General features: G+C 67.9%; 13 protein-coding genes and 1 tRNA gene. 5 read left to right on the forward strand and 9 right to left on the reverse strand.

Annotated features, from left to right (window positions below; translation table 11 throughout):
- Positions 1-293 precede the first annotated feature (293 nt).
- Complete coding sequence (locus ACPCHZ_RS09965) at positions 294-800, forward strand: hypothetical protein (RefSeq protein ID WP_423484563.1); 507 nt, start codon at positions 294-296, stop codon at positions 798-800.
- Between the two features lie 16 nt (positions 801-816).
- Here ACPCHZ_RS09965 and ACPCHZ_RS09970 read toward each other — a convergent pair whose 3' ends face one another.
- From ACPCHZ_RS09970 to ACPCHZ_RS09995, 6 genes are read right to left on the reverse strand one after another with little or no spacing between them, the layout of a single operon-like run.
- Positions 817-1500 (reverse strand): response regulator, encoded by a 684-nt coding sequence (locus ACPCHZ_RS09970; protein ID WP_423484564.1) that lies wholly within the window; start codon positions 1498-1500, stop codon positions 817-819.
- The gene (locus tag ACPCHZ_RS09975; protein WP_423484565.1) at positions 1497-4022 is read right to left on the reverse strand and encodes a DUF4118 domain-containing protein; all 2526 of its coding nucleotides are present in this window, start codon (positions 4020-4022) and stop codon (positions 1497-1499) included. The genes ACPCHZ_RS09970 and ACPCHZ_RS09975 overlap by 4 nt, the downstream gene beginning before the upstream one ends.
- Positions 4015-4881 carry a potassium-transporting ATPase subunit C gene (locus ACPCHZ_RS09980; RefSeq protein ID WP_423484566.1) on the reverse strand — a complete coding sequence of 289 codons (867 nt, stop codon included), beginning with the start codon at positions 4879-4881 and terminating at the stop codon, positions 4015-4017. The genes ACPCHZ_RS09975 and ACPCHZ_RS09980 overlap by 8 nt, the downstream gene beginning before the upstream one ends.
- 2 nt (positions 4882-4883) lie before the next feature.
- The gene (gene kdpB / locus ACPCHZ_RS09985) at positions 4884-7013 is read right to left on the reverse strand and encodes a potassium-transporting ATPase subunit KdpB (RefSeq protein ID WP_423484567.1); all 2130 of its coding nucleotides are present in this window, start codon (positions 7011-7013) and stop codon (positions 4884-4886) included.
- A 2-nt stretch (positions 7014-7015) separates the two neighbouring features.
- A complete protein-coding gene (gene kdpA / locus ACPCHZ_RS09990; RefSeq protein ID WP_423484568.1) occupies positions 7016-8686 on the reverse strand; it encodes a potassium-transporting ATPase subunit KdpA in 1671 nt (556 codons plus the stop codon).
- The gene (locus tag ACPCHZ_RS09995) at positions 8686-8787 is read right to left on the reverse strand and encodes a potassium-transporting ATPase subunit F (RefSeq protein ID WP_423484569.1); all 102 of its coding nucleotides are present in this window, start codon (positions 8785-8787) and stop codon (positions 8686-8688) included. Before ACPCHZ_RS09995 ends, kdpA begins: the two co-directional genes overlap by 1 nt.
- A 321-nt stretch (positions 8788-9108) precedes the next feature.
- On the opposite strand from ACPCHZ_RS09995, the gene ACPCHZ_RS10000 reads away from it, so the two are divergent.
- Positions 9109-9792, forward strand: a complete 684-nt coding sequence (locus tag ACPCHZ_RS10000; protein ID WP_423484570.1) for a decarboxylase — start codon at positions 9109-9111, stop codon at positions 9790-9792.
- Positions 9793-9842: 50 nt separating this feature from the next.
- Positions 9843-10490 carry a DUF4396 domain-containing protein gene (locus ACPCHZ_RS10005; RefSeq protein WP_423484571.1) on the forward strand — a complete coding sequence of 216 codons (648 nt, stop codon included), beginning with the start codon at positions 9843-9845 and terminating at the stop codon, positions 10488-10490.
- Between the two features lie 47 nt (positions 10491-10537).
- Here the strand turns inward: ACPCHZ_RS10005 and ACPCHZ_RS10010 are convergent, their stop codons facing one another.
- Positions 10538-11290, reverse strand: a complete 753-nt coding sequence (locus ACPCHZ_RS10010) for an ANTAR domain-containing protein (protein WP_423484572.1) — start codon at positions 11288-11290, stop codon at positions 10538-10540.
- A 153-nt stretch (positions 11291-11443) separates the two neighbouring features.
- Here ACPCHZ_RS10010 and ACPCHZ_RS10015 point away from each other — a divergent pair.
- Both ACPCHZ_RS10015 and ACPCHZ_RS10020 read left to right on the forward strand, forming a co-directional pair.
- Positions 11444-11517 (forward strand) — tRNA-Leu (locus ACPCHZ_RS10015).
- 500 nt (positions 11518-12017) lie between these two features.
- Positions 12018-12821 carry a glycoside hydrolase family 16 protein gene (locus tag ACPCHZ_RS10020; protein ID WP_423484704.1) on the forward strand — a complete coding sequence of 268 codons (804 nt, stop codon included), beginning with the start codon at positions 12018-12020 and terminating at the stop codon, positions 12819-12821.
- 81 nt (positions 12822-12902) lie between these two features.
- Here the strand turns inward: ACPCHZ_RS10020 and ACPCHZ_RS10025 are convergent, their stop codons facing one another.
- Positions 12903-13370 (reverse strand): glucose-6-phosphate dehydrogenase, encoded by a 468-nt coding sequence (locus ACPCHZ_RS10025; RefSeq protein ID WP_423484573.1) that lies wholly within the window; start codon positions 13368-13370, stop codon positions 12903-12905.
- Between the two features lie 189 nt (positions 13371-13559).
- A complete protein-coding gene (locus ACPCHZ_RS10030) occupies positions 13560-14447 on the reverse strand; it encodes an oxygenase MpaB family protein (protein WP_423484574.1) in 888 nt (295 codons plus the stop codon).
- Positions 14448-14472 lie beyond the last annotated feature (25 nt).

Raw genomic sequence — 14472 nt, forward strand, 5'->3', positions numbered from 1 at the left:
GGACTGATGGTGAACCCAAGGGCAATACGTCACGCTGATTCTAAGTACAGAAAGCGGCGCAGAGCTGTGAGAAAGCTGCCAGTGGGGAATTCGTGCATGTGGGGCCGGAATGTGTGACGCACGACATGATGGAATGGCGCACTGACAGCTTTCCCACAGAATTACTGGCAGCTCTTTCACAGCTTGTGTTCATCGAATGGATGCCGGGATCGGCTGGTATTTACGTTCGTCATTGGGGGTGCGACGGCGCCGCCGCCCACACTGCGTATCGGCTAGAACGTTCTGGAGGATGAATGCGTCGACACTTCCGCACCCAGGTGCTTCCCGCGACGGTGCTCCTCGCGGCCCTCGGACTCGCGCCCGTCGCAGCTGCCGAGCCGGACGCAGTAGATCCCGCGGCGCCGGTCGCTGCCGCACCACTCGACGGGCAACCGGCGAGCGACGCGTGCACACAATTCGGGGCCGCACTCGATCACGCGGCCACCTACTACTCGGACTTCGCCGACGCCATCGCCGGAGACCGGTGGACCTTTCGCGACGCGAACGTCGTCGGGACGAACGACGACGCGCGCACCGCGCTCCGCCAGTCCGCGGCCGCGGCGATGAAAGCCGCAGGCACGCCCGGGCTGCAGCCGGAGATCGCGAACCCGATGCGGGCCTGGTCGGTCGGTGCGACCAAGCTCCTGCTCGTCATGGGCCTGCACGGCAGCGGCGACCGGATGAATTCCGCTGCGGCTGAACTCAACAACCGCGCCACGGACACGCAGATGGCGTGCGCTCAGGCCGGCACACAGGCCTGAGCGGCGCCGCCGGAACTCACTGCTGGAAGCGGTAACCCATTCCGGCCTCGGTCAGCAGGTGCACCGGGCGCGACGGGTCGTCCTCCAACTTCCGCCGCAGCTGCGCCAGATACACCCGCAGGTAATGGGTCTCTTTCGCATACGCCGGGCCCCACACCTCCCGGAGCAACTCCTCGCGGCCGACGAGCTTTCCGCGGTGGCGCACCAGCATCTCGAGCATTCCCCATTCGGTGGGGGTCAGGTGCACCTCCGCACCGTTCTTGGTCACCTTCTTGGCCGCCAGATCGACTGTGAACGACGCCGTCTCGACCACCGGTTCGTCGGAGTCGGAGACGGTGCCGCGACGGACCGCGGCGCGCAGCCGGGCCAGGAACTCGTCCATGCCGAAGGGCTTGGTCACGTAGTCGTCGGCGCCCGCGTCGAGCGCCTCCACCTTGTCGCCGGAGTCTGTGCGCGCTGAGAGCACGATCACCGGCGCGCTGAGCCAGCCCCGCAGACCGGCCAGCACCTCGATACCCGACATGTCCGGCAGACCGAGGTCGAGCACGATCACGTCCGGCCGGTGGTCGGCGGCCGAGCGTAGGGCGTCCGCGCCGGTGGCCGCGGTGGTGACCTCATAGCCACGCACCGACAGGTTGATCCGCAACGCCCGCAGGATCTGTGGTTCGTCGTCGATGACGAGCACCCTGGTGGCCGTCACGGCGTGTCCTGCGTCGGCGCGGCCAGTTCGATCTCCATCGTGAGCCCGCCGCCGGGGGTGTCGGTGACGGCGAGGGTGCCACCCATCGCCTCGGTGAACCCGCGCGCCACCGACAGGCCCAGACCGACGCCGCTGCTGGTGTCGCTGTCACCGAGGCGCTGGAACGCGCCGAACATCTGCTCCTCGGCGCCGCGGGGGATGCCGGGGCCGTCGTCGGCCACGGCGATCAGCACCCGACCCCCGACCCGGCCCGCAGTGACGCGCACCTGGCCGTCAGGCGCATACCGCAGTGCGTTGTCGATCAGATTGGCCAGCACCCGCTCGAGCAGACCGGCGTCGGCCAGCGCCACGCAATCCTGCACGTCGACCTTGACGCGGTCCACGCCTCGACCGAGCCCCGTTGTTCCTCTGCTGATTCCGAGGAGTGCCCGCTGGACGGTCTCCTCTAGGTAGACGCGCCGCAGTGAGGGCCGGACCGCACCGGCTGCCAGTCGCGACGAGTCCAGCAGGTTGCCCACCAGTGCGGTCAGCTGGTCGACCGATTCTTCGACCGTGGCGAGCAGTTCCGAGGTGTCGTCCTCGGAGAACTGCACGTCGTCGCTGCGCAGACTGGACACCGCCGCCTTGGCCCCGGCCAGCGGGGTGCGCAGGTCGTGGCTGACCGCCGACAGCAGCGACCGCCGGAGATCGTCGGCGCGCGCGATCGCCTCGGCGCGCCCGGCCTCCTCGGTGAGTTCGTGCTGCCGGACCAGGCCTGCGGCCTGCCGGGCCACCGCGGACAGCACCCGCCGGTCGCGCGCCGCCAGGCTGCGACCGGCCAGCAGCAGCCAGAATTCGTCGCCATCGGTGTCGACTTCGACTGCGGTGTCCGCGGAGTCGACATCGACGCAGGGATCTGTGCCGACGCAGGCGACGGTCCCCGCGCCCACCCGGAGCAGACTGACCGCCCGCTGGCCGTACGTCTCGCGCACTCGCTCCAGCAGCGCCGTCGGGTCCGCCCCGCGCAACACCGATCCGGCGAACAGTGCGAGGAGCTCGGCTTCCTGCGACGCGCGGCGGGCTTCGCGGGTGCGGCTCGCCGCACTGTCGACGAGGGCCGCGACGGCGACCGCCACGGCGAGCAGGACGACGATCGTCAGCGCGCTGTCGGGATCGGCGATGGTGAAGGTGTGCCGGGGTGTGATCAGGAAGTAGTTGAGCAGCAGACCCGACAGCACGGCCGAGAGCGCCGCGGGTGCCACACCGCCGAGCAGCGCCGCCACCAGTACGCCGATGAAGAACAGCGCGCTCTCGCCTGCGACGCCGAGCAGCGGGTCGAGCAGTACTGCGAGGGCGCAGACCAGCGGCGGTACGAACAGCGCGGCGAGCCACGACGTGAGGTGCCGGTGCCGGGGCAGCCGGGTGCCCGCACCGCGGTGGGCCTCGTCGTGGGTCACCATGTGTACGTCGATCTTTCCGGAGTCCTGCACGACGGCCGCGCCGATGCCCTCGTCGAAGATGCGCGCCCAGCGCGACCGGCGGGACGTGCCGAGGACCAACTGGGTGGCGTTCCGCTCCCGGGCGAAGTCCAGCAGTGCGGCGGGAACGTCATCGCCGACGACCGTGTGCAGCGTCGCACCGAGGTCGGCGGCCAACTCCCGGACCTTGCCCATCCCGGGCGCCGACACTCCGGCGAGGCCGTCGCCACGCACGACGTGCAGGATCATCAGCTCGGCACTGGACTTCGATGCGATGCGAAAGGCTCTGCGCACCAGGGTCTCCGATTCGGCACCGCCCGTGACAGCGACGACCACGCGCTCTCGCGCCTCCCAGGTGTCGGTGATGTTGTTGTCCGCGCGGTATTTGGCCAGTGCGGCGTCGACCTGGTCGGCGAGCCACAGCAGCGCCAATTCGCGCAGCGCGGTGAGGTTGCCCCGGCGGAAGTAGTTCGACAGCGCCGCGTCGACCCGCTCGGGTGCGTAGACGTTGCCGTGGGAGAGCCTGCGCCGCAACGCCTCCGGCGTGATGTCGACGAGTTCGATCTGGTCGGCCGCCCGGACCACCTCGTCGGGCACCTTCTCCTGCTGCTCGATGCCGGTGATCTGGGTGACGACGTCGTTGAGGCTCTCCAGATGCTGCACGTTCACCGTGGAGATCACCGTGATGCCGGCCTCGAGCAGTTCCTCGATGTCCTGCCAGCGCTTGGGGTTGCGGCTGCCGGGGGTGTTGGTGTGGGCGAGCTCGTCGACCAGCACCACCTCGGGCCTGCGGGCCAGCACGGCGTCGACGTCGAGTTCGGCGAACCGGCCGCCCCGGTACTCGACGTGGCGGGGCGCGACGACCTCGATACCGTCGAGCAGTTCGGCGGTCCGCGTGCGGCCGTGAGTCTCCACCAGTGCGGCGACCAGGTCGGTGCCGCGTTCCAGTCGCCGGTGCGCTTCGCCGAGCATCGCGAACGTCTTGCCGACGCCGGGAGCCGCACCCAGGTAGATGCGCAACTCACCTCGCTTGGCGCTCGACGTGCTCACCCGTCCATCATCCACCCGGGTACTTCTGGTCGAGTGCGACGTTGAGCGACAGCACGTCGACCCGGGGCTCGCCGAGGAAGCCCAGTGTGCGGCCGTCGGTGTGGTCGACGACCAGCCGCCGGATGTCGTCGGCGCCCACGCCGCGGGCCTTGGCCACCCGCGCCACCTGCAGATCCGCGTAGGCCGGTGAGATGTGCGGGTCCAGGCCGCTGCCGCCGGCCGTGACGGCGTCGGCGGGCACCAGCGCCTCGGCCGAACCGCGGATCGGCACGGTCTGACCGAGGCGGTAGTCCTCCCCGGGCGCAGCGCATTCGACCCGCACGCCCTCGTAGGAGTCGAGGAACGGGCGCGCGGTCGTGGTGCACGGCTCGTTGACGCTCACCACCCTGGTGGGGGCGACGACGGTGCCGTGCGCGTCTCGCGGCCCGATCACCGACAGCACCGCGCCGACGCCGCCACCGGTGCAGAACGGCCGGCCGCCCTCGACACCTTCGAGCTCACCGACCGCCTTGCTCCGGCTGCACACCAGGGTGAGCAGGCTGGTGCGGTCGGGGGTGTCGACGACGTCCTCGGGGCCGAGGTTGCTCGCGCCGGACGCCATCGGGTCGTATCCGTCACCCGCCGCGGACGGCCGGCTCTGGAAGTACCGTGGCACCGGCTCGCCGGCGGCGTCGGAGTAGAGCTGCCCGATCAGGCTGCTGCCGACCGGCTTTCCCGCGACGTCGACGATCGAGCCGTTCGCCTTCTCGGACAGCCCCGGCAGCTGGGCGGCCAGCCAGATGAGGGCCGGGTAGGCGATGCCCAGGATCGCGGTGAGGACGAGCAGCGCGCGAAGCGCCGCCCAGTGCTGGCGGAGGACAGCGGTGAGTTTCATGGTCACATTCCCGGGAGAAACTGGATGAGGAGGTCGATGAGTTTGATGCCGATGAACGGCGCCACGATGCCGCCGAGACCGTAGAGAGTCAGGTTGCGACTCAACAGCTTCGATGCGCTGCTCGGGGTGTAGCGCACACCGCGCAGGGCCAGCGGGATGAGCGCGATGATCACCAGTGCGTTGAAGACGACGGCGGACAGGATCGCCGACTGCGGACTGTGCAGCCGCATGACGTTGAGCACTTCCAGCCCGGGGAACACGCCGACGAACAGCGCCGGGATGATCGCGAAGTACTTGGCGATGTCGTTGGCGATGGAGAAGGTGGTGAGGGCGCCGCGGGTGATGAGCAACTGCTTGCCGATCTCGACGATCTCGATCAGCTTGGTCGGGTCGGAGTCCAGATCGACCATGTTGCCGGCCTCCTTGGCCGCCGATGTGCCGCTGTTCATCGCGACGCCGACGTCGGCCTGGGCCAGCGCGGGGGCGTCGTTGGTGCCGTCGCCGGTCATCGCGACGAGCTTGCCGCCCGCCTGCTCGCGTTTGATCAGCGCCATCTTGTCCTCGGGGGTGGCCTCGGCGAGGAAGTCGTCGACGCCGGCTTCATCGGCGATCGCCTTGGCGGTCAACGGGTTGTCGCCGGTGATCATGACCGTGCGGATGCCCATGCGGCGCATCTCGTCGAAGCGTTCCCGCATGCCCTGCTTGACCACGTCCTTGAGGTGGATGACGCCCAGCAGATGGGCCTGCCCGTCGCGCACTTCACCGACGGCCAGGGGAGTACCGCCCGCGGCGGAGATGGCGTCGACGATCTCACCGAGCTGACCCGGCACGGTGCCGCCTTCGGTGCGGATCCACTCGGCGACCGATGCCGCCGCGCCCTTGCGCAGCTGACGGCCCTGCAGGTCGACCCCCGACATCCGGGTGACCGCGGTGAATTCGACCCAGCGTGCGTTGCCGAGTTCGCCTGGTATTCGGGCACGCAACGCGTACTCCTCCTTGGCGAACACCACAACGGAGCGGCCTTCGGGAGTCTCGTCGGCCAGGCTGGACAGCTGTGCGGCGTCGGCGAGTTCTTCCTCGGTGACGCCGTCGAGCGGGACGAAGGCGGCGGCCTGCCGGTTGCCCAGGGTGATGGTGCCGGTCTTGTCGAGCAGCAGGGTGTTGACGTCGCCGGCCGCCTCGACCGCGCGACCCGACATGGCCAGCACGTTGCGCTGGACGAGGCGGTCCATGCCTGCGATGCCGATCGCGCTGAGCAGCGCCCCGATCGTGGTGGGAATGAGGCACACCAGCAGCGACACCATCACGATCCCGGTGATGCCGTAGTCGTCCAGCGCGAGCGTGTCGGGCACACCGGGGTTTCCGGCCTTGGAGTAGATGGCCAGGGGCTGCAGGGTGACGACGGCGAAGACGAAGATGATCGTCAACGAGGCCAGCAGGATGTTGAGCGCGACCTCATTCGGTGTCTTCTGCCGGTTGGCGCCCTCGACGAGCGCGATCATCCGGTCGATGAAGCTCTCACCCTGCTTCTGGGTGATCTTCACGACGATGCGGTCGCTGAGCACCGTGGTGCCGCCTGTCACGGCCGACCGGTCGCCACCGGATTCACGCACCACCGGGGCGGATTCGCCGGTGATGGCGGATTCGTCCACCGAGGCGATGCCCTCCAGGACGTCGCCGTCGCCGGGGATCACCTGTCCGGCCTCGACGACCACCACGTCGCCCCGCTGCAGCAGTGCCGCCGCGACCTCCTCTTCGCGGCCCGATGCGGTGAGCCTTCGGGCCATGGTCGACGTCTTCGTCTTACGCAGGGTCGCGGCCTGAGCCTTGCCCCGGCCTTCCGCGACCGCCTCGGCGAGGTTGGCGAAAAGCACCGTCAGCCACAGCCAGCCGACGATCAGCCAGGCGAACCAGCTCGAATCGGTGACGGCCAGAACGGTGCTCCAGACCGCGCCGACCTCGACGATGAGCATCACCGGATTGCGCCACAGGGTGCGCGGGTCGAGCTTGCGCAGGGCGTCCGGCAGGGAGCGCCACAGCATCGACGGGTCGAGCAGGCCGCTGCGTACCTGACTGCGCGCCTGGGTTTCGACAGCGTCGGCGGCGGGCGACTCGTGGGTGGTGAGTGTCATGGTCAGTGGATTCCTTCGGCGAGGGGGCCGAGCGCGAGCACCGGCAGGTAGGTCAGGGCGACGAGGATCAGCGTCACGCCGGCGACCATGCCGACGAACTGCGGCCGGTGTGTCGGCAGCGTGCCGACCGACTCCGGCGTCTTGCCCTGTCGGGCCAGCGATCCGGCGAGGGCGAGCACGATGATGATCGGCAGGAACCGCCCGAAGACCATGGCCAGGCCGAGTGCGGTGTTGTACCACTCGGTGTTGACCGAGATGCCGGCGAAGGCCGAGCCGTTGTTGTTCGCGGCCGAGGTGAACGCATAGAGCACCTCCGAGAGGCCGTGCGGACCGGCGTTCAGCATGCTGTCGCGCTGGCCGGGCATGGCCATCGCGGCGGCGGTGCCCGTGAGCACGATGAGTGGGGTGATCAGGAAATACGTTGCAGCGAGTTTGATCTCACGAGGGGTGATCTTCTTGCCCAGGTATTCGGGCGTCCGTCCGACCATCAGTCCCGCGACGAAGACCGTGATGATCGCCAGGATCAGCATGCCGTAGAGCCCGGAGCCGACGCCGCCGGGCGCGACCTCGCCGAGCTGCATGTTGAACATCGTGATGAGGCCGCCGAGGCTGGTGTACGAGTCGTGGAACGAGTTCACCGCCCCTGTGGAGGTCAGCGTGCTGGATGCGGCGAACACCGCGGAATCGGCGACACCGAAGCGTTGTTCGACGCCCTCGGTGGCGGCGCCGACGGCGCTCGGGACGGTGCCGTGGGCCTGCAGCTGGAAGAACATCAGCAGCGACACGCTGGCGGTGGCGATGATGCCCATGACCGCGGCGATCGCCAGCCCCTGCTTGCGGCTGCCGACCATGCGTCCGAAGGTGCGGGGCAGCGAGAACGCGATGCAGGACAGCAGGAAGATCTCCACCCAGTTGGTCCACGTGGTGGGGTTCTCGAGCGGGTGCGCGGAATTGGCGTTGAAGAAGCCGCCGCCGTTGGTGCCGAGCTCCTTGATGGCCTCCTGGCTCGCGACGGGTCCGCCGGGAATGACCTGCTGGGCGCCGGTCAACGTGGTGACCACCTGGTCGTGCAACGCGAAGTTCTGCACGACGCCGCCGGCCAGCAGGATGATCGCACCGATGATGCTCAGGGGCAGCAGGATTCGCAGCGAACCCCGGACCAGGTCGACCCAGAAATTGCCGAGCTCACCGGTGTCGCGACGAGCCAGTCCGCGGACAAACGCCATCGCCACGGCCAAGCCGACGGCGGCCGAGACGAAGTTCTGCACCGCGAGGCCCGCCATCTGGACGAGGTGGCCCTGGGTGGATTCGCCGGAGTAGGCCTGCCAATTGGTGTTGGTGACGAAGCTGACCGCGGTGTTCCACGCCAGCGCGGGCGTCATCTCGGTGCCGGGATTCTCCAAATGCAGTGGCAGCCTGCCCTGCACCAGTTGAAGCGCGAACAGGAACAGGATGCTCACGGCGGAGAAGGCGAGCACGCTGCGCGCGTAGGAGCCCCAGGTCTGCGGCGAGCGCGGGTCGGCGCCGATCACCCGGTAGACGGCACGTTCGGCGCGCAGGTCCTTCTCCGATGCGTACACGCGGTACATGTAGTCGCCGAGAGGCACGTGCACGGCCACCAGGGCGACGACGAGCGAGGCCAGGAACAGGATCCCGGCGAGTTCGGTGCTCACTAGAACCTCTCGGGGAACAGCAGGGCGGCGAAGAGGAACACGGCGATGACGACGGCCAGCGCCAGGCCGATGAGGTTGTGGATCACAGCTGCTCCACCCACTTCTGCACCAGGCCGAGCAGGGTGAAGATCGCCACCGTCACCGCGATGTAGGCGACTACGGACATGCCACTCCAGACGTTGACGCGGCGCCGGATCTCGACGCCTGCACCAGCATCTGTCCAGTTCGGGCGCGTCGACCCGATCTTGACGCTTTCTTGACGGGCGCGCGGCCGACCTTTACGGCTTTCGCGCGGGGGCCGACGCGAACGTGAAGCTGTGCACGTGTTCTGCGCGTTTTCACGCGCACCACTTCACGCTCGCGAGGCGGATTGACAGGCTGCGCTCAGTGCGAAGTCAGGCGTCGGAGTCAAGATCGGTGGCATGAACCGTTGGCGCCGTCCCCAAGCATCACCCCGGTATGCGGTGTGCCGCCGCGCGTTGCGGGGCATGCCGCTGCAGGTGCCCGCCGAGCTGCTGACGACCGCCTCAGTTGCGGAGTGGGTGCGCCGGCGCGGGCTGGGTGTCGATGTGTCGAGCGCCGAGGAGCTGCGGCTGGCGCTGGCGGCCGGCGTGCCGGCGGAGCGGGTGGCGGCGCAGTGCGCGGATGATGCGGCCATCGAGGCGGCGGTGGCGGCGAGGGTCGGGCGATTCATCGTCGGGACCTGGTCGGAGGTGATGCTGCTGGCGCGGTGCCGGCCGTCCGCGCCGCGGGTGCTGCTCGACGTGACGAAGGGCCCCGGCGATCGGATGGCAGCCTCGCTGATGGCGGCGGCCAGGGTGGACGTCGTGGGTCTACGCCACCGGATCAGTGGCGACGACGATGACGCGGGGGAGGCGGCCCACGCGATGGTCGAGCAGATGGCTCGGTTGCGGCGCTCGCACGACGTGATTCTCACGCGGCTGTGCCTGTCGGGCTTCGGGCACGGAGGCGGCGACGCGCAGGCGTTGCGGCAGGGGGTGCACCGGCTGCAGTTGACGGTCGAGGAGGCGTGCGCCGAACTGCGTTATCCGCGGCCGGCGCTCGGACTGTCGCTGCACGCGGCCGCACTGGTGAGTGCGGGTTAGCCCGACAGTCAGCTCGGTGCACTATACCCCATGGGGGTATAGTGCAGGGCATGACGGAACACCACGACCACACCGGCCACGACATGGGCGGCAACGTCAACACGATGGCGCTCAGCGCCACGCTTCACTGCCTGACCGGGTGCGCGATCGGTGAGATCGTGGGCCTGATGATCGGCACCGCCCTGGGGTTGGGCAACGTCGCCACCATTGCGATCGCCGTCGCGCTCGCGTTCCTGTTCGGTTACTCGCTGTCGACGCTGCCGCTGCTGAAGGCCGGTCTGGCGGTCGGCACCGCGCTGAGCGTCGTGCTCGCGGCCGACACCCTGTCGATCCTGACGATGGAGATCGTGGACAACCTCGTCATGGCGCTGATCCCGGGGGCGATGAACGCCGGCCTGGTGAACGCCGTCTTCTGGATCGGTATGTCGATCGCGCTCGCAGCTGCGTTCGCGGCCGCGTATCCGGTGAATCGCTATCTGCTGCAGCGCGGAAAGGGGCACGCGCTGACCCACGAGTACCACCACGGCGGCGGCGACGCGACCGGGTGGCGGCGGTACATCCCGTCGCTGAGCACCGGGACGCTCGTTGCGGCGATCGTCGCGTTCATGCTGGGCGGGCTGGTGGTGTCGATCGCGGACGGCCTGGACGGCGGCAGCGCCCACGCACTGGCCGCAAGTGTCGGCTCGGGCGGCGCGTAGCGCTGCTCACGGGTCTCGGATCACCACACGGCGGTCGCGGTGGCGTGCTAGCCGGACCTCGGCGCCGTCTGCAGCCGATCCAGCAACTCGTGGACGACGTCACGCAGTTTGACGTTGCGCCTTTGGGATTCGCTCTTGAGTCGGTCGAAGGCATCACGTGGACTGCAGCCGTGCACCGCTATCAGAGCGCCCTTGGCCATGTCGATGTCAGAACGAGAGACGAGCGCTGTCTCGAGCTGGGTGACGGTTTCCCGGGCTCTTTGCCAACGGCTGGAGTTGCTGATCGCCTGGCCGGCGGCAACGCTGTACAGGCGCATGAGCTCGGCGTCGAACTGATCGAATGCTGTTGCCGTGTGGCTGTAGATGTTGAGTGAGCCGACGAGTTCCTGCTCGCCCGCCCCGCTCGCGATGAGTAGCGGAACCGACAGGCTTGCGCAGATCCTGTGTCGCAGTGCGGCCTCGGCGAACTCCGGCCACCGCTGGAGCTCGTCGCCCATGATCGCTCGCAGCGGCGTGCGCTGTCGTGCGGCTTCCAGGCTAGGTCCTCGTCCCGATGCGTATTGCCGGCGATCGAGTTCCAGCGCCGATTGATCGGTGTAGGCCACCGTCGTCGCATCGGGCCCCGAGAGCACCGTGATGCTGACGACGTCCGCATGCGGGATCGCGGCGACCGCCGTCTTGGCGACCCGCCCCGTGATGTCGTCGATGGGCTCCTCGGCGACGAAGAGATCTCGCAAGCCCTCGATCGCCTCTGCGGTGGTGACCAGCCTGGCCAATGGTGCGACAAGATCAGCAGTCATGATCTGTGCCCTTCAACAGCATGCGATAACCGCCGCTGCGGACACACTATGACCTGACCATAGACCCGTTACCGCATCGGCATCGCGGATCACTGAGATACTCCGATTCAGCCGCGTGAGGTCCCTAGGGTAAGAACGGCTCCGAACAGCCGAGCCCCCATAGCCCAATTGGCAGAGGCAGCGGACTTAAAATCCGCACAGTGTCGGTTCGAGTCCGACTGGGGGCACCGGAAAAAGCCAGCCGGTGGCGATTGCGGCGGCGAGGATGAAACGGCTCGACCGGGGCTCTCGTCGCAGCTCGCGGCGTGATCCCGGCGGCGAGGGGGGCGCTCAGCTGACCTGGCGTTGACTTCGGCCATATGCTCCGCGACCAGCGCCGAAAGCTCAGACGCGGGTTGACTCCTGTCTATTTACTTATACAAGCTACGCATATGGTCGAGTTGAGTAATTAGGAGGTCATGCATCAGATCGCCGAAAGTCTGACCGGTGTCTACCGCGACATCGCCTCTACCGAGGTTCCTCGGCTCGTCCGTCAAAAACACGCGCGCTTCTAGGGGCGACCCATTCGAGACTTCATACCGCTGCCGTGGCGAGAATGCAGGCCACGATCGTCGTCACGTTCGGCGGCATTGCGCTCCTCCTGACCGACACCTTCCCAAGGCGTCGCCGTAGTGCGTCACCGCCCCGAACGTTTGCGCTCGGCGGGCATAACGGCTTACCTATTGGGATGTCTGAAATGAATCGTCGCCGCGTGATGCAGATTGCCGGTATTGGCGCGTTGGCGGCCTCAATGCCCCTGCCCACGGCCGGAGCTGCGCCGCCCTCGAGCGCTTACCTGTTCCACGATGAATTCGACGGCCCGGCAGGCTCGGCCCCGGATTACTCCAAATGGGAGCCGGCGCTGGCCCGCGAAGACATGGAGGACCCGACGTTCTGGGAGTTGCCCGGGAACGTCGGCCAATACCGTGACGATCAACGAAACGTCTTCCTCGACGGCAAGTCCAACCTCGTTTTCCGGGCAGCCAAGGACGGCGACACGTACTTCAGCGGGAAGCTCTTCGGCAAGTACAGGGGACCTATTGGCACAACTTGGGAAGCCCGGATAAAGCTGAACTGCCTCACCCCCGGCTGCTGGCCCGCCTGGTATCTGGCCAACAACAATCCAGTCAACGGCGGCGAAGTCGACATTATGGAGTGGTACGGCAACGGCAGCTGGGCACCGGGCACCACCGTCCACGCAAACTTGAACGGTGGAGAACACCAGAGCCAAACAATCGCGGTGGACAGCGCGTGGCACACCTGGCGCGCCGGGTGGGATGCGGACGGTATCCGCTTTTGGAAGGACTACGTCGACGGCGCGCAGCCGTACTTCAACGTTCCCGCCAGTTCGCTGCCCGGCTGGCCGTTCAACACCCCGGGTTACACGCTCTTTCCGATACTGAATCTCGCTGTTGCCGGTTCCGGCGGCGGCGATCCCAGCGGCGGTGTCTACCCTGCCGAGATGCTCGTGGACTGGGTTCGGGTCTGGTAAGTCCCGCTAGCGCGCCGTCGCGAGCGGGTCTTTCAACGCGCCGACAGTGCCCATATCGGCTTCCGACACCTGCCCGGCTGTCTATGCAGGCAGATCTACCCGCAGCGCCAGGTGCTCATCGAGTATCCGGCGCAGCGCGGCGTCCATCGGATGCGCGGACGCGAGGTCGCGGCCCAACCGGCTGTCCACCACAACTACTGTGCCGTCACGCAGTTCGGCGGTGTCGACCTGATCGACGAATGGATCGAACAATGCGGGCGGTGTGGCCAAGTAGTACAGCCCCCGGCGCGACTCGTTCAGCCCGGCGGCATACATCAGTCCGTGTTGGGTGATCACGAAGAGTTCCGAGGTTATCCTGGCGTTCGGGGTCTCGGCTTTGGCCCATGCCGTTGCGGCGCACCGGGTCTGCGCCAGTCTGTCGGGGATGTCGTCACTCAACGTGAGTAATCTGTCGACGAGTGCTGCGCCCATTCGCGGATATGCGTCGATCGCGGGTCTGAAGTACCTCTGGAAGATCTCGCCGAAGAGGTCGTACGGTTGCTTGCTCATCGCAGCTCCCCAGGTTCAGGCGGACCCCTCAATTGTGCGCCCTTAAGGCTGCTGAGGACAGAGTTTGGCCAGGACGGCGGGCTAGCAGCATCGCGACCACCATCGACCATGATCAACCTGAAGACAACGGGTCAATCAATCTTCGAGACATCACAAATCGGAGACCTGTGAGGCGGGAAGGACCGCCGGTCAGGCCGACGTCGCGTGCGGTATCTCTTCTTGACCGGCCGTCAGCACCCAGCGAATCCCACCGACGAGCACCCGCCCGGACAGCCGCACCGCCGTCGACTCGAGAGGTGGAAGATGCGGTAGCCGCAACGGCTTGCGGGCCCACCCCGGCAGCATCGCCACCGAGGTGGCGGCCAACACACCGTAGGGAGCGCGGGCAGGCAGCGGCAGCGGCGGCGTCAACAACAGGAACCGGGCCGCCTCGCGCGCCGACGCCGTGCTGCGCAGCTCCGGTCGGTATGCCTCGATCCGCGCCCGCAGCTCGTCCTCGGTGCGCGGCGGGTCGAGCACCCCGAGAGCGGTTGCGACGCGGGCGGTGTCGGCGACGTACTGGTCGCGGCCGGTTTGGTCGAGTGGCTGTGCGCCGTAGAGCTGGTGTGCCAGAAGAAAGCTGTCGATCTCGGCGATGTGGACCCACTCGAGGAGGTGGGGATCCGTGGCCTCGTAGGGCGTGCCGTCCGGCGCCACCCCGCGTACGCGTCGGTGGATCCCGCGGACCTTGTCGACGGCCCGCTGCGCGTCCGCGGCAGGCCCGAAGGTCGTCACCGCGAGGAACGTGCTGGTGCGCTGCAGGCGTCCCCAGGGATCGCCGCGGTAGTCGGAGTGGTCGGCGACGCCGGCCATCGCCAGTGGATGCAGCGACTGCAGGAGCAGTGCGCGCAGTCCTCCGACGAACATCGACGCGTCACCGTGGACGCGGCGGATCGGCCGATCCTCGGCGAACCACCGCGGTCCGGGTGTTCCGTGGATCCGTGCGCGGTTGTCCGGTCCGTCCGGTCCGGCGACCAATCCGAACAGTGCGCGACCCAGCCCGCTTCTGACTGCACTCAGTTCCCGCGCCAACACCATGACTCGACGTTACGTGGCAACACCG

The organism is Mycobacterium sp. NPDC050041 (genome assembly GCF_049541695.1).
Taxonomy (GTDB): domain Bacteria; phylum Actinomycetota; class Actinomycetes; order Mycobacteriales; family Mycobacteriaceae; genus Mycobacterium.

Coding starts and splice junctions, on each gene's coding strand:
- ACPCHZ_RS10000 (WP_423484570.1), top strand. CDS start 9,109: ATGAACCGTTGGCGCCGTCCCCAAGCATCACCCCGGTATGCGGTGTGC.
- ACPCHZ_RS09965 (WP_423484563.1), top strand. CDS start 294: ATGCGTCGACACTTCCGCACCCAGGTGCTTCCCGCGACGGTGCTCCTC.
- ACPCHZ_RS09980 (WP_423484566.1), bottom strand. CDS start 4,881: ATGAAACTCACCGCTGTCCTCCGCCAGCACTGGGCGGCGCTTCGCGCG.
- ACPCHZ_RS10030 (WP_423484574.1), bottom strand. CDS start 14,447: ATGGTGTTGGCGCGGGAACTGAGTGCAGTCAGAAGCGGGCTGGGTCGC.
- ACPCHZ_RS10020 (WP_423484704.1), top strand. CDS start 12,018: ATGTCTGAAATGAATCGTCGCCGCGTGATGCAGATTGCCGGTATTGGC.
- ACPCHZ_RS10025 (WP_423484573.1), bottom strand. CDS start 13,370: ATGAGCAAGCAACCGTACGACCTCTTCGGCGAGATCTTCCAGAGGTAC.
- kdpB (WP_423484567.1), bottom strand. CDS start 7,013: ATGACACTCACCACCCACGAGTCGCCCGCCGCCGACGCTGTCGAAACC.
- ACPCHZ_RS10010 (WP_423484572.1), bottom strand. CDS start 11,290: ATGACTGCTGATCTTGTCGCACCATTGGCCAGGCTGGTCACCACCGCA.
- ACPCHZ_RS10005 (WP_423484571.1), top strand. CDS start 9,843: ATGACGGAACACCACGACCACACCGGCCACGACATGGGCGGCAACGTC.